Source organism: Ruegeria sp. HKCCD7296 (assembly GCF_013110775.1).
Classification (GTDB): Bacteria; Pseudomonadota; Alphaproteobacteria; order Rhodobacterales; family Rhodobacteraceae; genus Ruegeria.
In genome coordinates, this window is sequence record NZ_WVRF01000001.1 from 460,202 (window position 1) to 479,396 (window position 19,195).

General features: G+C 55.0%; 22 protein-coding genes. 11 read left to right on the forward strand and 11 right to left on the reverse strand.

The features are described from left to right. Positions 1-61 precede the first annotated feature (61 nt). From rph to GS632_RS02305, 4 genes are read left to right on the forward strand one after another with little or no spacing between them, the layout of a single operon-like run. Entirely contained in the window at positions 62-775 is a 714-nt protein-coding gene (gene rph, locus GS632_RS02290; protein ID WP_171721564.1) for a ribonuclease PH, read from the forward strand. Further along, entirely contained in the window at positions 772-1,386 is a 615-nt protein-coding gene (gene rdgB, locus GS632_RS02295) for an RdgB/HAM1 family non-canonical purine NTP pyrophosphatase (protein WP_171721563.1), read from the forward strand. Before rph ends, rdgB begins: the two co-directional genes overlap by 4 nt. After that, positions 1,376-2,530 carry a radical SAM family heme chaperone HemW gene (gene hemW, locus GS632_RS02300; RefSeq protein WP_171721562.1) on the forward strand — a complete coding sequence of 385 codons (1,155 nt, stop codon included), beginning with the start codon at positions 1,376-1,378 and terminating at the stop codon, positions 2,528-2,530. Before rdgB ends, hemW begins: the two co-directional genes overlap by 11 nt. A gap of 2 nt (positions 2,531-2,532) precedes the next feature. Continuing rightward, the gene (locus GS632_RS02305) at positions 2,533-2,886 is read left to right on the forward strand and encodes a YbaN family protein (RefSeq protein ID WP_171178680.1); all 354 of its coding nucleotides are present in this window, start codon (positions 2,533-2,535) and stop codon (positions 2,884-2,886) included. On the opposite strand, the gene GS632_RS02310 is transcribed toward GS632_RS02305, so the two are convergent. The 7 genes from GS632_RS02310 to GS632_RS02340 all read right to left on the reverse strand — a co-directional run bounded on the left by GS632_RS02310 (position 2,876) and on the right by GS632_RS02340 (position 10,248). Beyond that, positions 2,876-3,772, reverse strand: coding sequence for a ParB/RepB/Spo0J family partition protein (locus tag GS632_RS02310; RefSeq protein ID WP_171721561.1), 897 nt, complete (start codon positions 3,770-3,772; stop codon positions 2,876-2,878). The genes GS632_RS02305 and GS632_RS02310 overlap by 11 nt on opposite strands. 20 nt (positions 3,773-3,792) lie before the next feature. Continuing rightward, positions 3,793-4,596: an AAA family ATPase gene (locus GS632_RS02315; protein WP_171178684.1), complete on the reverse strand. Its 804-nt coding sequence runs from the start codon at positions 4,594-4,596 to the stop codon at positions 3,793-3,795. Continuing rightward, the gene (gene rsmG / locus GS632_RS02320) at positions 4,589-5,209 is read right to left on the reverse strand and encodes a 16S rRNA (guanine(527)-N(7))-methyltransferase RsmG (protein WP_171721560.1); all 621 of its coding nucleotides are present in this window, start codon (positions 5,207-5,209) and stop codon (positions 4,589-4,591) included. Before rsmG ends, GS632_RS02315 begins: the two co-directional genes overlap by 8 nt. Then, positions 5,206-7,074, reverse strand: a complete 1,869-nt coding sequence (gene mnmG / locus GS632_RS02325) for a tRNA uridine-5-carboxymethylaminomethyl(34) synthesis enzyme MnmG (RefSeq protein ID WP_171721559.1) — start codon at positions 7,072-7,074, stop codon at positions 5,206-5,208. The genes rsmG and mnmG overlap by 4 nt, the downstream gene beginning before the upstream one ends. A 12-nt stretch (positions 7,075-7,086) precedes the next feature. Next, positions 7,087-8,373: a tRNA uridine-5-carboxymethylaminomethyl(34) synthesis GTPase MnmE gene (gene mnmE / locus GS632_RS02330; RefSeq protein WP_171721558.1), complete on the reverse strand. Its 1,287-nt coding sequence runs from the start codon at positions 8,371-8,373 to the stop codon at positions 7,087-7,089. Positions 8,374-8,404: 31 nt separating this feature from the next. Then, positions 8,405-9,676, reverse strand: a complete 1,272-nt coding sequence (gene rho, locus GS632_RS02335; protein WP_171178692.1) for a transcription termination factor Rho — start codon at positions 9,674-9,676, stop codon at positions 8,405-8,407. A gap of 122 nt (positions 9,677-9,798) precedes the next feature. Next, positions 9,799-10,248, reverse strand: a complete 450-nt coding sequence (locus GS632_RS02340) for a CopD family protein (RefSeq protein WP_171178694.1) — start codon at positions 10,246-10,248, stop codon at positions 9,799-9,801. A 405-nt stretch (positions 10,249-10,653) separates the two neighbouring features. Here GS632_RS02340 and GS632_RS02345 point away from each other — a divergent pair, with 405 nt between their 5' ends. Genes GS632_RS02345 through dnaQ form a run of 4 tightly spaced genes read left to right on the forward strand, consistent with a single transcriptional unit; the run spans position 10,654 to position 13,388 of the window. Then, on the forward strand, positions 10,654-11,253 hold the full coding sequence (locus GS632_RS02345) for a nucleoside triphosphate pyrophosphatase (RefSeq protein ID WP_171234631.1): 600 nt from the start codon (positions 10,654-10,656) through the stop codon (positions 11,251-11,253). Beyond that, positions 11,250-12,083, forward strand: coding sequence for a shikimate dehydrogenase (locus GS632_RS02350; protein WP_171721557.1), 834 nt, complete (start codon positions 11,250-11,252; stop codon positions 12,081-12,083). Before GS632_RS02345 ends, GS632_RS02350 begins: the two co-directional genes overlap by 4 nt. Continuing rightward, positions 12,080-12,673, forward strand: coding sequence for a dephospho-CoA kinase (coaE, locus tag GS632_RS02355; RefSeq protein WP_171721556.1), 594 nt, complete (start codon positions 12,080-12,082; stop codon positions 12,671-12,673). The genes GS632_RS02350 and coaE overlap by 4 nt, the downstream gene beginning before the upstream one ends. Further along, on the forward strand, positions 12,666-13,388 hold the full coding sequence (gene dnaQ / locus GS632_RS02360) for a DNA polymerase III subunit epsilon (protein WP_171234628.1): 723 nt from the start codon (positions 12,666-12,668) through the stop codon (positions 13,386-13,388). Before coaE ends, dnaQ begins: the two co-directional genes overlap by 8 nt. Before the next feature lie 24 nt (positions 13,389-13,412). Here the strand turns inward: dnaQ and secB are convergent, their stop codons facing one another. Together secB and GS632_RS02370 are read right to left on the reverse strand one after the other, a co-directional pair. Continuing rightward, a complete protein-coding gene (secB, locus tag GS632_RS02365; protein WP_171092779.1) occupies positions 13,413-13,913 on the reverse strand; it encodes a protein-export chaperone SecB in 501 nt (166 codons plus the stop codon). Between the two features lie 54 nt (positions 13,914-13,967). Further along, a complete protein-coding gene (locus tag GS632_RS02370; RefSeq protein WP_171234627.1) occupies positions 13,968-14,468 on the reverse strand; it encodes an FxsA family protein in 501 nt (166 codons plus the stop codon). Between the two features lie 108 nt (positions 14,469-14,576). On the opposite strand from GS632_RS02370, the gene GS632_RS02375 reads away from it, so the two are divergent. From GS632_RS02375 to GS632_RS02385, 3 genes are read left to right on the forward strand one after another with little or no spacing between them, the layout of a single operon-like run. Beyond that, positions 14,577-15,236, forward strand: coding sequence for a Tim44/TimA family putative adaptor protein (locus GS632_RS02375; RefSeq protein WP_171178706.1), 660 nt, complete (start codon positions 14,577-14,579; stop codon positions 15,234-15,236). Next, positions 15,233-16,270: a murein transglycosylase A gene (locus GS632_RS02380; RefSeq protein WP_171178708.1), complete on the forward strand. Its 1,038-nt coding sequence runs from the start codon at positions 15,233-15,235 to the stop codon at positions 16,268-16,270. Before GS632_RS02375 ends, GS632_RS02380 begins: the two co-directional genes overlap by 4 nt. Then, on the forward strand, positions 16,270-16,857 hold the full coding sequence (locus GS632_RS02385) for a Smr/MutS family protein (protein WP_171237887.1): 588 nt from the start codon (positions 16,270-16,272) through the stop codon (positions 16,855-16,857). The genes GS632_RS02380 and GS632_RS02385 overlap by 1 nt, the downstream gene beginning before the upstream one ends. Here GS632_RS02385 and GS632_RS02390 read toward each other — a convergent pair. Then, positions 16,854-18,074 carry an MFS transporter gene (locus tag GS632_RS02390; RefSeq protein ID WP_171721555.1) on the reverse strand — a complete coding sequence of 407 codons (1,221 nt, stop codon included), beginning with the start codon at positions 18,072-18,074 and terminating at the stop codon, positions 16,854-16,856. The genes GS632_RS02385 and GS632_RS02390 overlap by 4 nt on opposite strands. Then, positions 18,071-19,171: an alpha/beta fold hydrolase gene (locus tag GS632_RS02395; RefSeq protein WP_171721554.1), complete on the reverse strand. Its 1,101-nt coding sequence runs from the start codon at positions 19,169-19,171 to the stop codon at positions 18,071-18,073. Before GS632_RS02395 ends, GS632_RS02390 begins: the two co-directional genes overlap by 4 nt. Positions 19,172-19,195: the final 24 nt, after the last annotated feature.

Consider the following 19,195-nt stretch of genomic DNA (forward strand, 5'->3'; position numbering starts at 1 on the left):
TCGGGGTTGCATCGTAATGCTGCGGGGCGTTATCCCCAACCCAGCAAACAAAGGAATTCCGATGCGACCCTCTGGAAGAGATTTAAGCGAAATGCGCGCCGTTTCAATCGAAACGGGGTTCACCAAACATGCCGAAGGTTCCTGCCTGATCAAAATGGGCGACACTCATGTGCTGTGCACCGCAACGATCGAAGATCGCGTGCCGCCCTTTATCAAAGGCTCCGGCTTGGGCTGGGTCACGGCTGAGTACGGCATGCTGCCTCGCGCAACCAACACTCGGATGCGGCGCGAAGCTGCCAGCGGCAAGCAAGGCGGTCGCACCGTGGAAATCCAACGCCTGATCGGCCGCGCCCTACGCGCTGGTGTGGATCGGGTCGCGCTGGGTGAGCGTCAGATCACCGTGGACTGCGACGTGATCCAAGCCGACGGCGGCACCCGCTGCGCCTCGATCACCGGCGGTTGGGTGGCCCTGCGTCTGGCTGTGAACAAGCTGATGAAAGCCGGCGATGTTATCTCTGACCCCCTAGTGGACCCGGTAGCAGCTGTGTCTTGCGGAATTTACGCCGGTCAACCGGTTCTGGATCTGGATTACCCGGAAGACAGCGAAGCTGGCGTCGACGGCAACTTCATCATGACCGGATCCGGCAAACTAATCGAAGTGCAGATGAGCGCCGAAGGCTCGGTCTTCAGCCGCGCTCAGATGGATCAGCTGATGGATCTGGCCGAAAAGGGCGTCGGCGAACTGGTAGCTGCGCAAAAGGCCGCTACAGCATGACCCGCAAGTTCGACGGGGACAGGCTGCTGGTCGCCACCCATAACAAAGGCAAGCTCGAGGAGATGGCGCATCTCCTTGAGCCTTTTGGCGTCACTGTTGTGGGTGCTGGGGACATGAACCTGCCCGAGCCGGAAGAGACTGAGGACACATTTGTCGGTAACGCCCGGATCAAGGCCCATGCCGCCGCCAAAGCCACCGGCCTGCCTGCCCTGTCGGACGATTCCGGGATCACCATCGACGCGCTGGATGGCGCGCCGGGAGTTTACACCGCCGACTGGTCGGAAACGGCAAATGGTCGTGATTTCCTAATGGCCATGACCCGCGCACATAACGAGCTGGAGGCTAAAAACGCACCTCACCCACGCACTGCGCAATTCCGTTGTACATTGGTTCTGGCCTGGCCCGACGGACATGACGAGGTGTTCGAAGGTATCGCCCCCGGCCATCTGGTCTGGCCGATCCGCGGCAAGGACGGATTCGGCTATGACCCGATGTTTGTTCCGGACGGGCACGACATTACCTTTGCCGAAATGGATCGCTGGGAAAAGAACAAGATCAGCCACCGCGGCCGCGCGGTTGAGAAGTTCGTGAAAGGCTGCTTTGGCGGATGATTGGCGCAACGGGGGCTTTGGCCTGTACGTGCATTGGCCTTTTTGCGAGGCCAAATGCCCCTATTGCGACTTCAACAGCCATGTCTCGAAGAAAATTGACCAAGAAAGATGGCTTGCAGCTTATCTGAGCGAGCTGCGCCGCTCTGCCTCTGAAACGCCGGGTCGGGTACTGAACACGATTTTCTTTGGGGGCGGCACCCCGTCTCTGATGGACCCGGAAACCGTTTCTTCCGTGATTGATGAGGCGCGCGCGCTTTGGCACCCGTCCAACAACATGGAAATCACCCTCGAGGCCAACCCCGGCTCGGTTGAGGCAGGTCGGTTTGCGGCTTATCGGGATGCCGGCGTAAACCGAATTTCGATGGGCGTTCAGGCGCTGAGTGACGAAGATTTGCGTCGGCTGGGCCGGATCCACACAGTCGCAGAGGCCCAAGCGGCCTTTGACATTGCACGTGCCTGCTTTGACCGTGTGAGTTTTGACCTGATCTATGCCAGACAGCACCAAACACCTGAAGCCTGGCGCGCGGAACTGAGCGAAGCCCTGTCGATGGCCGTGGACCACCTGTCTCTGTACCAATTGACGATTGAAGACGGAACTGCCTTTGGTGATCGATATGCCGTTGGAAAAATGCGTGGCTTGCCCGAAGATGACAGCGCCGCCGACATGTATCTGATCACGCAGGACATTTGCGAAGCGCACGGTTTGCCCGCTTATGAAGTGTCCAATCACGCGCGCACGGGGGCCGAGTCGCAACACAATCTGATCTACTGGCGATACGGTGACTATATTGGCATTGGGCCCGGCGCCCATGGGAGGCTTACGCTTAACCAACAGAAATGCGCAACCGAAACCTATCTGAATCCACAGCGCTGGCTTGACGCTGCAGAGCGTGGGGGTGGAGAGAAAGGACGAACAACACTGTCCCTTGAAGACCAGGCGAGCGAATACCTTATGATGGGGATGCGAGTTTCGGAAGGACTAGATATTGATCGGTGGGAGCGCTTAGCAGGCCGAAAACTCTCGGAAGACACGGTTGATCATCTGATCGGGATCAAAATGATTGAACATGAAAACGGCAGACTTCGGGCAACATCAGATGGTCGCGCTGTACTGAACGCCGTCATTCGGGAGCTTTTGAGCTAGCCATGCATTACCTTTGGGCCGGACTGGGATTGTTATGTGTTGCGCTGGCAATGGTTGGGGTTGTCCTACCCCTTTTGCCAACCGTCCCATTTCTGCTATTGGCTGCGTTTTTCTTTGCCCGATCTTCTTCGCGTTTGCACACTTGGTTGTTGACCCATCAACTGTTCGGACCGCTGATACAAGATTGGCAAAGCTCAGGCGCAATCCGCCCTAGTGCAAAAAGGGCGGCAACTGTTTCAGTCGCCGCCGTTTTTGGAATCTCAATTTGGATGTCCGCCCCGGTTTTCGTTTTGGCCATTCAAGCTGTCGTTCTGGGGGGTGTTTTGATCTTTATCTGGACGCGACCTAACGGCTGAGCTTAGCGCACAGATCATCAAGCTGATCCAAGTTCTCATATGTTAGGACAACCTGACCCGTCTCTGTTCCAGCCTTGTGATTGATCGAGACTTTCATCGCCAGAATTGCAGATAGATCGTTTTCCAAAGCGCGCGTATCGGCATCCTTGCCCGCATCCAGATTTCTGGACCGCGGTGCAGCGCGTTCGGCGTCACCTTGTTGCTGCTTCTTGACCAAAGCTTCGGTTGCGCGCACCGAAAGCCCCTCTTTGACGATCTGCTTCGCCAATTCCGATGGGTTTTCGGCCGTAATCAGGGCTCTTGCATGTCCTGCAGATATTTTTCCTTCAATAACAAGAGCTTGAACATCCATTGGCAAGGACAAAAGACGCAGAAGGTTTGCAATGTGGCTGCGGCTTTTACCCAAAGCTTCAGCCAGCTTTTCCTGCGTATGGCCGAAACGATCCATCAGTTGCTTGTACCCAGCGGCCTCTTCCACCGCGTTCAGGTCCGCGCGCTGGATGTTTTCGATTATCGCAACTTCCAGAACTTCGGTGTCGTCAAAATCCCGCACGATGACAGGGATATCATGCAGCTGCGCCATTTGCGCTGCCCGCCAACGACGCTCCCCTGCAACGATTTCGTATTCATCAGCTCCGGTCGACCGGACAATCAGAGGCTGGATAATACCCTTTTCCTTGACCGAGGCGGCCAATTCGTCCAGCTGTTCGGGCAGGAATGTGCGGCGCGGCTGATTGGGATTGGCCTTTAGCTTCTCAATTGGAACCTTAAGATCGGGCCGACGCACTTCGGACTGTGCCCGCCCTTCCGTTTCGGTATTTACGTCCGCCATAAGAGCGGACAGCCCGCGCCCCAACCCTCTGGATTTTGTTTTTTTGGCGCTCATGTCGCCCTCCTCATTTCCGCCTACGCAGCGGTTTTATTGTTCTTGTGCATGATCTCGCGGGCCAGATGCCGATAAGCCATCGCGCCAAGCGAACCCGAATCATATTGCAACACTGGCAGCGCATATGACGGAGCCTCGCTGACTCGCACATTTCTGGGTATCTTTGTCTTAAAGACCATCTCACCCAAATTGTCACGCGCATCCTTTTCAACCTGACGGGACAAGTTGTTGCGGTTGTCATACATGGTCAACACAACACCTTCGATTCTCAGATCAGGATTTGCTGTTTGCCGAACCTCTCGGATCGTCAGCATCAGTTGAGAAAGACCTTCTAAAGCAAAGAATTCACTTTGCAGCGGCACAAGGACTGAATGCGCCGCCACCATTGCATTGACGGTCAACAGGTTCAAAGACGGCGGGCAATCGATAAGGATGAAATCAAGGTTGAAAGCATCAACCGCAGTCTGCCTCAATGCATCGTGCAACAAATAACTGCGCTTTTCATTGGATATCAATTCAATGTCGGCAGAACTCAGATCAACGGTTGCCGGAACAACCATAAGGTTTTCTATTTCCGTCTCTTGAACAACGGCCTCTAACGGAGCGTCGTCAAGGATGAGGTCATAGGTTGTCCAATCCCGATCCTCTACACCCAATCCGGTGGACGCATTCCCTTGAGGATCAAGATCAACCACCAAAACCCGGCAACCGGATTCCGCAAGCCCTGCTGCAAGATTGATTGCCGTCGTTGTTTTCCCCACTCCGCCCTTCTGATTGGCGACCGCAATAATCCGAGGTCCTGAAGGTCGGGACAGATCAACCACGTGATACTCCTTTGATTTTAAGGATAACGGCCTGAGGTTCAGTTAAACTTGTAATCGGCTCGACGTTAAAATTCCATTCTTCTTGCGCCTCTGACAGTTCTTTTTTCCAGGTTGCGCCTTTGGGCAACAAAGCTGTTCCCGTTTTACTTAAATGCCTGTCGCAAAAGGACAATAATACCCGCAACTCTGCCAGGGCACGAGCCGAAAGGACATCTGCATCCAAAGGATCAACACTTTCGATTCGCTTCGAAATCACCTTGCATTTGATTTCACATTCCCGCGCTACATTGCGTAAGAAGGCAGACTTCCTTTGATCACTTTCAACGAAAGTAAATCGTGAGTCTGGTGAATGATCAGCCGCGATCAAGGCGCATACCATTCCCGGAAATCCGCCTCCACTGCCTATATCCACCCAGCTTTTGTATTGACCAGCACATCTATAAACTTGCACGGAGTCGAGGATATGGCGATCCCAGATGTGTTCCAGACTACTTCGGGACACTAGATTGATTTTAGGATTCCAGCGATTTACGAGATCAACGTAGGTTTCCAAACGCTTGAATGTTTCACGTGAAACATTTAGCCGCTCAAATGCCGAATAACCAGCGCTCATGCCCGTCGCGCCCTGTCTTCGCGGCGTAGCTTCGCAAGTACAAGTGTCAGCGCGGCAGGTGTTACCCCCTCGACTCGACTTGCTTGGGCTATATTCGAAGGCTTCGCCTGCGATAGCTTATGCTTCATCTCGGAAGATAAGCCATCTAAAGAGGAATAGTCGAAGTCGCGAGGGATAACATAAGATTCATCCCGCTTCATCGCCTCCACATCTCGCTTCTGGCGCGCAATGTAGTTTGCATAAAGCGCGTCACGCTCAATCTGAAGTCGGATTTTTTGATCCACATCTTGTAGATCCGGGATCAATGGTAACAGATTGTCGAAAGATACGTCCGGAAATGCCAAGATCGCCATCCCGTCGCGGCGATTGCCATCTTGGTTGACGTTAATTCCGGCCGACAGCACCTGTTTCGGTGTGTATGTACGCTCTGCCAGCTTAGCCTTTACCGCATCGAGCTGGTCCATTTTGTCTTTGAAGTGCGCCTCACGATCGGACCCAACGCATCCAATATCCATGCCAATCGGCGTCAAGCGCTGATCTGCATTATCAGCACGTAAGGAAAGCCGGAACTCCGCACGTGATGTAAACATCCGATAAGGTTCAGCCACACCGCGTGTTGTAAGGTCATCTACCATGACCCCGATATAGCTGTCAGATCTTGTGAAGTGCACAGGATCACGGCCTTGCACTTCAAGCGCTGCATTGAGCCCGGCAACCATACCCTGCGCGGCGGCCTCTTCGTATCCTGTGGTTCCATTGATCTGACCAGCCAAGTACAACCCCGGAATTTCTGGCAGCGACAGTGTCGCGGTTAGAACACGAGGATCTACGTAGTCATACTCAATGGCATATCCTGGTTGCAGAATCTCTGCTTTTTCAAGGCCTTTGATGGATCGTACATACTGCAGTTGGACGTCCTGAGGAAGTGAGGTTGAAATACCGTTAGGATAGATCGTGTGATCATTCACTCCTTCGGGTTCCAGGAAGATCTGATGGGATTCCTTGTCTGCAAATCTTACAATCTTATCCTCAATAGACGGGCAATACCGAGGGCCTATACCATCAATATGGCCACCGTACATCGCTGACTTTGAAAGATTGGCCTCGATGATCTCATGTGTTTGTGCGTTGGTATGCGTTATTCCACAGGAGATCTGCGGTGCGACCACGTCTGTCGACAGAAATGAGAATAGTGTTGGCTCTTCGTCCCCGTCTTGACGCTCTAGATCGGACCAGTCAATTGTCCGCCCATCCAAACGAGGCGGCGTACCTGTCTTCAAGCGTCCCAGCGGCAAATCATAACTATCCAAACGTTCGGCAAGCTTGATAGAAGGGCGATCTCCCATCCGCCCACCAGGTCGTGAGACGTCACCGATATGAATGACTCCGCGCAGAAATGTCCCAGATGTCAGTATGACTGCCTGCCCGGAAATCTCTGATCCATCCGCAAGCAAAACGCCGGAAACACGCGGCCCGTTCATAAGAAAGTCGACAACTTCACCGACGATAACGGACAGATTGTTCTGGTTTTTCGTTTCTTTTTGCATCGCCGCCCGGTAAAGCGCTCGATCCGCTTGTGTTCTGGGGCCCTGTACTGCAGGTCCTTTACGACGATTCAACAAACGAAACTGAATGCCGGCTTGATCCGCAACACGCCCCATAACGCCGTCAAGAGCATCAATCTCACGAACCAAATGGCCTTTCCCCAAGCCACCAATTGCCGGATTACAGGACATTACACCAATGTCCGATGCGGACAGGGTTACCAAAGCAGTATTGGCACCCATCCTTGCAGAGGCATGAGCAGCCTCTGTCCCGGCGTGCCCAGCACCAATAACGATGACATCAAACTTCGAATGTTTCACGTGAAACACTCCTTACTTTCCCAAACAGAAGCTAGAGAAGATTTCATCCAGCAGTGTTTCGACATCTATTCTGCCCACCAGCGATTCAAGTGCCCTTATGGCGGTTCGTAATTCTTCCGCGGCGATATCATACATGTCTGGACCTGATTCCAGAACCGGGATTGCCGATTGGAGAGAAGTCAGTGCCCCATTGATTGCAACCCGATGTCGTTCCCGCGTTGCAATACCATGGGTGGTAGTTCTTTCACCAAGGACATACGAAATCTGGTTTACAAGCGCGTCAATCCCCTGCCCTGTTTTACCAGAAACGCCGAGACTATTTTCACTTCGAAGATCAGCTTTCGGCAAAACATGAATATCACCTGCCTGCATCCCAACCCCTAGGTCTTGGGGTGTATCTGACAGGAAAACACGCAGGTCGGCGGCCTCCGCTCTGCTGCGCGCCAGCTCAATACCCAGGTTTTCAACATGATCCTCAGTTTCACGCAACCCGGCCGTATCCAGCAAAGTCACAGGCAAACCAGCCAGATCCATCCGAACTTCGATCACGTCCCGCGTGGTTCCAGCGTATTCCGAAGTGATGGCGGCGTCTCGACCTGCCAGTGCGTTCAGAAGAGTGGACTTACCCGCATTCGGAAGCCCCACAATTGCAACTTCAAACCCCGTGCGTATACGTTCAGCGATTTTTACTCCTTCTGCCTCACGGCGAAGGTCTGACATGACACCAGTGATCAATTCGCGAACTTCAGGCGTTACATCCGTTGGAACCTCTTCATCGGCAAAGTCGATAACAGCTTCCAGCAAAGACGCAGCGCGGATCAAATCCCGGCGCCACCGTTCTGCCAGTATGCCCAGCTCACCAGCCAGAATTGTTTGCGCTTGTTTGCGTTGCGCCTCGGTTTCGGCATCAATCAAATCGGCCAGGCCTTCGACCTGCGTCAGATCCATCTTGCCATTCTCAAGCGCCCGGCGTGTGAACTCGCCCGGCTCCGCGATGCGCAGCCCTTCAGTATCCGACAAACATTGCAATACCGCGTTGACGGATGCTGTACTGCCATGAATCTGAAGCTCTGCCACATCCTCTCCGGTGAAACTGGCCGGGGCCTGGAACGTAAGAACCAAGCCATCGTCAAGACGCGCACCACCCTGATCCCGCAATGTCCGCAGAACCATGCCACGTTCAGGCAGCGTGCCACCTGTCAGCCGCGCCGCCGCAGAATGCGAGTCCGGCCCTGAGAGGCGGATGACCGCCACCCCAGCTTTGCCTTGCGCGCTGGCCAGGGCAAATATCGTATCCATGAATAGCCCCCGCGTCAGTACCAGTTCGGCGTCAGGTGTTCATTGAATCGAAGAATTCCGAGTTCGTCTTGGTCTGCTTCAACTTGGATAGCAGGAACTCGATTGCATCGGTCGTTCCCATCGGGTTGAGGATGCGGCGAAGAACAAAGGTTTTAGCCAGATCGCCCTTGTCGACCAACAGATCCTCTTTCCGTGTACCAGATTTAAGGATGTCGATGGCCGGGAACACGCGTTTATCAGCGATCTTGCGATCCAGAACGATTTCCGAGTTACCCGTGCCCTTAAATTCTTCAAAGATCACCTCGTCCATCCGGCTGCCAGTATCGATCAGCGCGGTAGCGATGATGGTCAGCGAGCCACCCTCTTCGATGTTCCGCGCCGCACCAAAGAAGCGTTTCGGGCGTTGCAGCGCGTTCGCATCCACACCACCGGTCAGAACTTTACCCGAGGATGGGACCACAGTGTTAAAGGCCCTACCAAGTCTTGTGATCGAGTCGAGAAGAATAACAACATCTCGTTTATGTTCGACCAAACGCTTGGCCTTTTCGATCACCATCTCGGACACGGCCACGTGGCGTGTTGCGGGCTCGTCAAAGGTCGAGGACACAACCTCACCCTTCACCGAGCGCTGCATGTCGGTCACCTCTTCCGGGCGTTCATCGATCAGCAGAACGATCAGGTAACACTCTGGATGGTTCTGTTCGATCGAATGCGCGATGTTCTGCAGGATAACCGTTTTACCGGTCCGCGGCGGTGCCACGATCAGCGAGCGCTGGCCTTTACCGATCGGCGACACAAGGTCGATCACACGCGCCGACTTGTCCTTGATGGTCGGATCTTCGATCTCCATCTTCAGACGCTCATCTGGGTACAGTGGCGTCAGGTTGTCGAACAGGATCTTGTGCTTGGCCTTTTCAGGATCTTCAAAGTTAATCTTGGTGACCTTGGTCAGCGCAAAGTAACGTTCGTTATCGTCGGGCGCTTTAATTTCACCTTCGACCGTATCGCCGGTGCGCAGCGAGTGCTGACGGATCATATCGGGCGAGACATAGATATCGTCGGGACCCGGCAGATAGTTCGCCTCGGGTGAGCGCAGGAAACCGAAACCGTCCTGCAGCACCTCAAGCACACCATCACCACCAACGGTCCAGCCCTCATCCGCGCGTTCGCGCAGAATCTGGAACATCATCTCGCCTTTCCGCATGGTCGAGGCGTTTTCGATCTCCAGTTCTTCGGCCATCGCCAGAAGGTCTTTGGGGCTTTTGGCCTTCAGGTCGGCCAGATTCAGGGCGTCAGTTGTCATGATATATACCTTCACCGCGATCAGCGCGGCACGAAGTGAAATTTCAGTACGGAAGATACGCCGCCCGGACGGGCGAGTTGTCCCCTACATAAGCGCGACTGCCTTCGGAGTCAAACAGCCCGTCAGAACTTCAGAATGACCGCCAGAACGATGATAACCATCAAAACGGTCGGAACCTCGTTCATCATACGATACTGCCGCCCAGTGAGCTTATTTCGGCCTTCCAGGAAATCCTTGCGACGCGCCATCAACCAGTGATGGAACCAGGTCATACCGATCACGGCCGCGCCTTTGATCCAAGGCCAGGACCAATCCCATCCAACAATACCCGGTGTGAACACCATGATCAGGCCGCACACCCACGCCACGATCATCGCAGGGCGCATGATCACACGCAGCAGCTTTTCTTCCATTTCAAAGAAGATTTCTTGCGCCCCGTCGACAGCCTGAGCTTTTTCAACGTGATAGACGAACAAGCGTGGTAGATAGAACAGACCCGCCATCCATGAGATCACGGCCATGATATGGAGTGACTTCACCCACGGGTACAGCGTGAAAAGAAGATCAGTCATCTTGGCTCCGAGCGTTGTTCGGAACTCTCCCTAATAAAAAAATAAAGAAAGAGAAAGGAAGATGGTTTTGTAGGGAAAACAATTTCCGTGGATTACTTTTTTACCCATGTGTTTTCCCCAGGTGGACAGAACTTTTGGATTTTTCAGTGATTCTGTTGAAACTTAATTTATAGTAATAAAAACAGATACTTAAGTTGGTTACACCCAAGTAGTGTTTGGGGATAACTCTTTGGGTATCATGGGACAATCAGATTATCCCGGTGATCAGACTTATCCTTGTCCCGGTTGGATGGGATTTGAGCGACTCGGGGATCTTTGACACGATTTTCCCGGGGTTGCGTGTCAACCGGAAAACCATACAAAGCACCCGAGAGCTCTCATCGACTTGCACACGGGGTTTTCCACATGTCTGTCCCCATTCTTCTGGCATCGGGATCTGCGATACGGGCGCAGCTGCTTGAGAATGCAGCTGTACCATTCACCGTTCAAACCGCGCGCGTGGATGAAGAGACCGCCAAGCGCGCCTTGCTGGCTGAAAGCGCATCACCACGAGATATTGCCGACACGCTTGCGGAAATGAAAGCCCGCAAAGTCAGCGACAAGAATCCTGGCGCTATGGTGCTGGGGTGTGATCAGGTTCTGGATTTTGACGGTCAGCTGCTGTCAAAACCTGAAAACCCGGAACAAGCAGTGGCTCAGCTAAAAGCGATGCGCGGCAAACGGCACATGCTTTTGTCAGCGGCCGTGATCTATCAAGACGGAGAGCCGATTTGGCGGCACGTAGGACAGGTACGATTGCGGATGCGGGCCAGCTCTGATGCCTATCTGAAAGACTATGTCTCACGGAACTGGGACAGTATCCGCCATGCCGTCGGAGCATATAAGTTGGAAGAAGAAGGTGTCCGCCTGTTCGCCACCATTGACGGCGACTATTTTAACGTTTTGGGTATGCCCCTGTTGGAGCTTCTCAATTTTCTGGCTGTCAAAGGGGTGATCGATCAATGACGGACTACCGGGTTCCTCTGGCCGGGGTGATCGGACATCCCATTGGGCATTCGCGTTCCCCGAAACTGCATGGCCATTGGCTGAAGACGTATGGTCTTGCCGGGCACTACATCCCAATGGATGTTGCCCCAGCCGATCTGGAAACCGTGCTACGTACGCTGCCCAAAGCCGGTTTTGTTGGGGCCAATGTAACTGTTCCCCACAAGGAAGCAGCGTTGAAGATCGCGGATCACGTGTCCGATCGCGCAACGGTGATTGGTGCTGCGAATACACTGGTGTTCCGCGAAGATGGCTCGATCCACGCAGATAACACTGATGGGTACGGGTTCATGGAAAACCTGCGCAGCGGTGCCCCCGACTGGAATGCCAAAGACGGCCCGGCTGTTGTGTTCGGGGCCGGAGGGGCAGCTCGCGCCGTTCTGCAAGCGTTGTCTGATGCAGGTGTGCCGGAAATCCTGTTGACCAATCGGACGCGCGCCCGTGCGGATCATCTGAAAGAGGAATTTGGTCAACGAATCCGCGTTGTAGATTGGGTTCAGGCCGGAAACGTCATCGAAAACGCGGAACTGGTGGTCAATACGACCTCATTGGGGATGCAGGGCCAGCCGGAATTGCGGGTTCCACTGGATGGGTTGCAGCCCGGTGCCGTGGTCACGGATCTGGTCTATGCTCCGTTGAAAACAAACCTTCTGAAAACTGCGGAAGAGGCAGGATGCACCACAGTCGACGGATTGGGCATGTTGCTGCACCAGGCGGTTCCTGGATTTGAACGGTGGTTCGGTGTGCGCCCTGAGGTGGACGCGGATACGCGCGCGGCTGCTTTGGCATGAGTTTTGCGCTGGGTCTGACTGGTTCCATTGGTATGGGGAAAAGCACCACGGCGCAGATGTTTGTCGAAGAAGGCTGCGCCCTGTGGGATGCGGACGCTGCTGTGCATCGGTTATACGCGCCCGGAGGTGCTGCAATTGAACAGATGCGAGCAGTTTTCCCTGCCGCTATTGTTGACGGAGCTGTAAGCCGGGACGCGTTAAAGCAGATCATTGCGAAGGACTCTGATGCGTTGAAAGCAATCGAAGCGATTGTGCATCCTCTGGTCGCGAAAGATCGCGCTGTATTTCGCGAAAACACAACAAGCGACATTCTGGTGTTCGACATACCCCTTCTTTTCGAAACAGGCGGAGACGCAGCCATGGACGCCGTCGCCTGCGTTTCGATCCCGGCGGATGAACAAAAGCGCCGTGTTATGGAACGGGGAACCATGTCCGAGGCGCAGTTCGAACAGATCCGCGCCAAGCAGATGCCGAATGCAGAGAAATGCGCGCGATCAGACTTCGTGATCGAAACAGACACGCTGGACCATGCCCGTCAGCAAGTGCAGGATGTGGTCAGGCAGATACGGGCGGGGATGAATCATGCGTGAGATCGTACTTGATACCGAAACCACCGGGTTCGATCCCGAAAGCGGCGACCGGATTGTTGAGATTGGTGCCGTAGAGCTGTGGAACCACGTCGCGACGGGTGAAACGTATCACGTCTATATCAACCCGGAACGCGGTATGCCGGATGAGGCGTTTGGCGTGCATGGCATCGGCCCGGATCTGTTGGACAACCCGCGTCCACCGGAAAAGGGTGAGGTGACGCTGAAAGACAAACCGGTGTTTGCCAAGGTGGGTCACGGGTTTCGTGAGTTTGTTGGGGATGCGCGGTTGGTGATCCACAACGCTTCGTTCGACATGAAGTTCCTGAACGCTGAACTGAAGTGGATGGGCGCGCCGTTGATCCCGATGGAACAAGCACTGGATACGCTGGCAATCGCCCGCAAACGGTTTCCCGGCTCTCCGGCGTCTTTGGATGCGCTTTGCCGACGTTTCAATATCGACAATTCGAACCGTGTTCTGCATGGCGCTTTGCTCGACTCTGAAATTCTGGCCGAGGTTTATCTTGAGCTGATCGGTGGGCGACAGCCTGATTTTGGCCTGTCCACGTCCGCATCCTCCGCATCCGGCGGCGGCGAAGACTGGCGGCCAATGCCGCGCGGCACACCGTTGCCTTCCCGGATCACCGAGGATGAGCGCGCAGCGCATGAGGCATTTGTAGAAAAGCTGGGCGAAAGCGCCCTGTGGACCCGCGCCTGATCCGGTCAGGCACGGGTCAAAGCCTTAGGCGTCGGTCTTTTCGGCCTGAGCGGCCTGACGTCGCATCAATTCGTTGCGATACAGCGCGACGAAATCGATATTGTCCAGGTTCACCGGCGGGAAGCCGCCATCACGGGTGATGTCGCTGACGATGCGGCGCAGGAACGGGAACAGCATCCGGGGGCATTCGATCATCAGGAACGGGTGCATTTGATCTTCTGGCACACCTTCCACGTGGAACAGCCCACAATAGTCCAGTTCGCACAGGAACAGCACATCATCCATGCCTTTGGCCTTGGATGTCAGGTTCAGCTTGATGGACACTTCGAACTGATGTTCAGCGCTGCGCTTTTTCGCGTCCAGGTTCACCTGAACAGCGATTTCCGGCTGCACGTCGCCTGACACACCCTTTTGCGCCATCACGTTTTCAAAAGACATGTCACGGATGAACTGCCCCAGAACCCGCATTTGAACCTGCGGGGCGGCTTGGGCCGCAGTGTTTTCTGCAGCGTTTTCTTCGGCCATGGATCTACTCCAAAATTAAATTTCGCCACTGCTTAGCAAGTTGGGCGCGGCACCTCAATGCTGGTGGGGCCCTTCCACCCATTTCGACGGCTTAGAAGGGTCTTTTTTCGGGCGAACTTCGCTGAATTCACCGTCAATGATGTCCCCTTGCTCGAAAGGGTTTTGTCGTGACTGAAATCCAGTGCCCGTTCCCATCTGAAAATGTGCCACGGTGACTTTCGACTTCAGATAGCGGAACACAGCGACACGAACGCCAGGTACCAGCAAGGCAAATCCTATGGCATCGGTGAAAAAACCTGGTGTCAGCAGCAGTGCGCCTGACAAAAGGATCATCGCACCATGGGCCAAAGGCTCGGTCGGGTCATCCAGCTCAGCAAAGGAACGCTGCAGATTTCCCAGTGCCATGCGACCTTGTGTCCGCACCAAAACCGTGCCCAAAACTGCGGTCAGCACAACAATGGCAAGGGTTGGCCAAAGGCCGATCAGACCACCAACCTGAATAAACAGCGCAATCTCGATGATGGGCACCAACAAAAATGCCAAGAACAGATACATTTGCGTTATCCTTTCCCTAAGGCCGGGCTGTGGACTTGCCACCCACGCTCACCTACATAGTAGCATGAGGCCGCGTATACAAAGTCGCGGTTCTGAAAAGAGGATGAAATGAACGAACCCATGATCCAGCTACTGGTCCTGGCCGGAATTGCCGTTTTCCTGATCCTGCGCCTTAAAAGCGTGTTGGGTACGCGTGAAGGTTTTGAAAAACCACCTTTGCAGCAACAGCCTGAAGCGCACAAATCGCGTCGCGATTTCGAGGTGATCGAAGGCGGCCCGGATCATGACATCACTGACCATGTCGCTGAAGACAGCGAACAGGCGCAAACCCTGGCCGCCATGAAACGGGTTGAGCCCGGCTTTTCGGTCAGTGAATTTGTTCACGGCGCGCGTGGCGCTTATGAAATGATCGTGATGGGGTTCGAAAAGGGAAACCTAGACGAAATCCAGCCGTTCCTGTCGGAAGAGGTATTTGAGTCTTTCGTTGCGGGTGTTGCCGCACGCGAAGATCAAGGCCTGACCATCGAAGCCGAATTCATCGGCGTCCGAGAGACCGCCCTGTCGGATGTTAAATTCGATAAGGATACCAATGAAGCCGAGATCACCATGAAATTCGTGGGTGAACTGACATCGGTTGTGCGGGATCGCGGCGGTGATATTGTCGAAGGCAACCCCAACACCGTGAAACGCCAAAAGGACAGCTGGACCTTTGCTCGTGTGATGGGCAAGGACGATCCGAACTGGCTGCTTGTTGCCACGGACGCATGATTGCAACGCTCCGGTCGCTTTTTCTGGTGGGTGTAATGACCGCTGCCAGCGCTGCCGGAGCCGAGGCAACGCGATCCATTCTGTCGTTTGACGATCTGCAGGGCTGGGCCGATGATGACCACGGTGCAGCCCTTTCCGTTTTTCTGAACACCTGCGGCGATCTGAAGGACCCGGACTGGCGCGCGTTATGCGCTGTGGCAGAGACGTATGACACGGATGCAGCAAAGGCATTTTTTGAGCTCTTCTTCCGCCCAGTTTTGGTCGAGGATGGCGAAGAAGCCCTGTTCACGGGGTATTTTGAACCCGAACTCGATGGTGCGCGCCGCCGAACTGATCGCTTCAAATATCCTATTTACAAGATGCCGCCCGAAGCGCGAGATGGGCCATGGCTCAGCCGTCGGGAAATCCTGACTGGTGATGTGATGCAAGGGCGCGGTCTTGAGATTGCCTGGGTGGACGATCCAGTTGAGTTGTTTTTCTTGCAGATTCAAGGGTCTGGACGTGTCCGGCTGCCCGATGGCGGTGCTTTGCGCGTTGGCTATGGCGGTGCGAATGGTCATCCCTACAGATCTATAGGAGTTGAGTTGGTGCGGCGCGGGGTCTTGGGCGCGCATGAAGTTAGCGCCCAGATGATCCGAGCATGGGTGCGCAAGAACCCAGAATCTGGTGCCGAGCTGCTGTTCCACAACCCATCCTATGTGTTCTTCCGCGAAGTTTCGCGCGTTGCGCCCGAACTTGGGCCGCTGGGCGCGATGAACCGGTCAATTACCACGATGCGCAGCATAGCTGCAGATCCGACCTATACCCCGTTGGGGGCTCCGGTCTGGGTTGAGAAAGACGGCAAAAACCCAATGCGTCGCCTGATGATCGCGCAGGACACAGGTGCCGCGATCAAGGGCGCCCAGCGGGCAGATATCTTTTTCGGAACGGGTGACGAGGCCGGGCAAGCCGCCGGCAGGTTAAAAGATCCGGGTCGGATGGTCGTACTGTTACCAATACAGCGGGCCTATGCTCTATTGCCGGATGAGTTCTGATGACCCGGCGCAAACTGACGACAGAAGAGATCGAGCTGTGGCGCAAGGTCGCCAAACAGGCCGAGCGGATGCATCCGGAAATACCGCAGACGGTTCATCCGACCTCTTTGCCGAAACCCAAGCCCAAGAAAACGCCGAAACCCCGGTTTGAAGCGTTTGAACTTGGTCAGGCCCACCAGGCAAAGCCCAAGCCGAACGATTTGAAGCCGTCGGTCACAGATGCGCTGCGCAAAGTGCCGGTTCAGATGGACAACAAGGCTTTCGGTCGGATGAAACGAGGTAAACTGAAACCCGAAGGCAAGCTTGATTTGCATGGTATGCGGGTCGACACCGCGCATCCCGCTCTGATCCGTTTTGTCTTGACCGCGCAGGCACAGGGAAAGCGGCTTGTTCTGGTCGTGACCGGGAAAGGCAAAGACCGGGACGAACCTGGCCCGATCCCAACACCGCGCGGCGTTCTGCGGAACCAGGTACCTCATTGGCTGTCCATCCCACCATTGGCACAAGCGGTGATGCAGGTCACGCCTGCTCATATCAGCCACGGCGGCGATGGGGCGTATTACGTTTACTTGCGGCGTATTCGCTAAAGGGTACGTACCGCGCGGGTGACACCTATGTGGACCAGTGCACTGACCAAAAGGAAAAAGATGCCAATCCAAAGGAATTGAGTGTCCACCGAAACGCCCCAATCGATCAGCACTCCGGTCAAGCCCGGTCCGATGGCTGATCCAAGGACCATAACGGCCGTTGCCATCGCCTTGATCGCGCCGATGTGTCGGGTGCCATAGAACTCGGCCCAGAAGGCGCTGGGCAAGGTGCTGTTGGCCCCGACGGTCAGGGCCAACAGGATCAGCCCGATCGTAGCACCCATGACCGAGGTCGACAGGCCCAGAACGACAAAACCAAGAGCTAGAGGCAACTGGTAGTAGGGCATCATCCGCGCCGTGCCCCATCTATCCAAGGCCCATCCGGCGGCAAACATCGAAAGCAGCGACACCCCGGTATAGACCGGGAACAGGGCGACCAATTGGATATGGGCCCATCCTTTCACCTCGGCCAAATGGACCTGATGAAAGAAGAATGCCGTAATAAAGGCCGACGGACCCAGAACAGCTGGCGTCATGAACCAGAACAATGGGTGGCTTAGCGCATCGCGCCGTGTCCAGTGACGGCCGTGCATCCCGGTGGCTGAGTACGCACTGGCCAGGCTCTGCGGTGTGCGTTCTTCCCGAAGCAGGCGCGTCAAAACAGGGATGCCCAGCAGAGTGATGACGGCAGCGACCCCCCACAGCAATCGCCAGTCCAGAAATACCATGGCGGTGACAAAGATCAGTGGCAGTAAGGCTTCGCCGAGTGCATAGCCGATGGACGCAATAGAAAGCGCTTTGCCTCGTGTCGCGATAAACCATCGCGCCATCGCGACCATCGCGAGATGGGTGCTCATACCTTGTCCAAACAGGCGCAGAAGGAAGATTGCCGCCGGCAACAACACAACCCAGCTGTTCATTGCCATGGCCAACGCTGCCAATGCCAACCCAAGCAGCACAACAGGCCCCAATACGCGGACACGAAAAACATCTGTCAGGCCGCCTGCCCATATCATTACTACCGCTGACACGAGCGTACCCAAAGAATACAACCCACCCCACGCGCCGTGGCTAAGCCCGAAAGCGGCGCGGATTTCACCTGCAAAAACCGAGATAAAGAAGGTCTGACCAAAGCTGGACAGGAAGGTCAGCAATACACCCGCGCCCAGCCACGCCGCGTTGTCGATGAGAAAGCGGCGCAGGCTAAATTGCGTCACGGAGTATTCACCTGTGCCTGTCCTGTTTCAGTTAGCACAATTTCCGTTGCGCCATCAGGGTTACGCTCGCTGGGCGGCACCAGAATATCGATTGCTGGGCGGTCCTCGCGCCCAAAGGTATTGTTGACGCGCCTCAATGAGTTGAGGATCGACAGCAATGCCGGAGACGTCGCCGCAACGAAGTGCGATGATGTCGCATCGCTGTTAAACGCGGTTGTATCAATCACGCTGATCGGGAACTCCTCGAGCGTCTCAACCGAGCTGATGTTTCCAAGCCTTTCGCCCTCATCCGTGCCGCGCAGTCGGGCCGAGATGTTCAGGATTTTGTCTTTCTGGGAAACCATCACAAGGAATGGATCGGGTGGATTGTCGATCCGTTTCATTTGCGAACGGAACAGATCAAGATCCAGATCAGGTGAGATAAGCACGACGCCCTCGATGTTTCGATTGGCCCATCCGGGTTCCTGCAGTTCAGCTTGCCGCATCATTTCCATCGACAAGGCCCCACCCATGGAATGAGCAACCAGAATAACGCGCTTCACACCCATGGATTTTAACTCGCGGATGGTCTGTTCCAAACCGTCGCGCGCAAACAACATGCTGTCCAGGTCATAGGCGTACCCATAGCCGGTGGCGCGGCTTGGCCATGAATACACCAGCGTCGATCCCGGAAGACCAATGTCATGCGTCAGCTGGGCGGCACGAAAGATCGTTTCAGTCTGGGTCGAGTTGTAGCCGTGCACAAAAATCGTGACGTCGTCCTGCCCGCGCAGGTGTTCGCGCAACCCTTTTGGCCCGTCCAACTCTGTCACATCCGCCAAAACAAATTCTTTCTGCGGATTCGGGTTTGCATATGAAAATTTGAGCGTGCCCGGGGTATGCGTTGGCGGAATCGAAACCGTGGTTTCCAGAAACTTGAGCGCCTCGCCACGACGAAACCCATAAGAGCCGTCGGCTTCACGTGCACGGGTCGTGCTGGCGAAGATGGTTTCAGGTGTGCCGATATTCACCGCATTAGGCACAATCTCGGACACCGTCCGGTCAACGCAGGCGCTGAGTGAAAGGGATACGAGTAAAATGATGAAATAGCGCAGCACGGGCCAGCCCTCGGGGTGAATCGA

Bases quoted from the DNA above. Each gene is read 5' to 3' on its own strand.
- rph (WP_171721564.1), top strand. From the start codon at position 62: ATGCGACCCTCTGGAAGAGATTTAAGCGAAATGCGCGCCGTTTCAATC.
- rdgB (WP_171721563.1), top strand. From the start codon at position 772: ATGACCCGCAAGTTCGACGGGGACAGGCTGCTGGTCGCCACCCATAAC.
- GS632_RS02305 (WP_171178680.1), top strand. From the start codon at position 2,533: ATGCATTACCTTTGGGCCGGACTGGGATTGTTATGTGTTGCGCTGGCA.
- GS632_RS02310 (WP_171721561.1), bottom strand. From the start codon at position 3,772: ATGAGCGCCAAAAAAACAAAATCCAGAGGGTTGGGGCGCGGGCTGTCC.
- rsmG (WP_171721560.1), bottom strand. From the start codon at position 5,209: ATGAGCGCTGGTTATTCGGCATTTGAGCGGCTAAATGTTTCACGTGAA.
- mnmE (WP_171721558.1), bottom strand. From the start codon at position 8,373: ATGGATACGATATTTGCCCTGGCCAGCGCGCAAGGCAAAGCTGGGGTG.
- rho (WP_171178692.1), bottom strand. From the start codon at position 9,676: ATGACAACTGACGCCCTGAATCTGGCCGACCTGAAGGCCAAAAGCCCC.
- GS632_RS02340 (WP_171178694.1), bottom strand. From the start codon at position 10,248: ATGACTGATCTTCTTTTCACGCTGTACCCGTGGGTGAAGTCACTCCAT.
- GS632_RS02345 (WP_171234631.1), top strand. From the start codon at position 10,654: ATGTCTGTCCCCATTCTTCTGGCATCGGGATCTGCGATACGGGCGCAG.
- GS632_RS02350 (WP_171721557.1), top strand. From the start codon at position 11,250: ATGACGGACTACCGGGTTCCTCTGGCCGGGGTGATCGGACATCCCATT.
- coaE (WP_171721556.1), top strand. From the start codon at position 12,080: ATGAGTTTTGCGCTGGGTCTGACTGGTTCCATTGGTATGGGGAAAAGC.
- dnaQ (WP_171234628.1), top strand. From the start codon at position 12,666: ATGCGTGAGATCGTACTTGATACCGAAACCACCGGGTTCGATCCCGAA.
- secB (WP_171092779.1), bottom strand. From the start codon at position 13,913: ATGGCCGAAGAAAACGCTGCAGAAAACACTGCGGCCCAAGCCGCCCCG.
- GS632_RS02370 (WP_171234627.1), bottom strand. From the start codon at position 14,468: ATGTATCTGTTCTTGGCATTTTTGTTGGTGCCCATCATCGAGATTGCG.
- GS632_RS02375 (WP_171178706.1), top strand. From the start codon at position 14,577: ATGAACGAACCCATGATCCAGCTACTGGTCCTGGCCGGAATTGCCGTT.
- GS632_RS02380 (WP_171178708.1), top strand. From the start codon at position 15,233: ATGATTGCAACGCTCCGGTCGCTTTTTCTGGTGGGTGTAATGACCGCT.
- GS632_RS02385 (WP_171237887.1), top strand. From the start codon at position 16,270: ATGACCCGGCGCAAACTGACGACAGAAGAGATCGAGCTGTGGCGCAAG.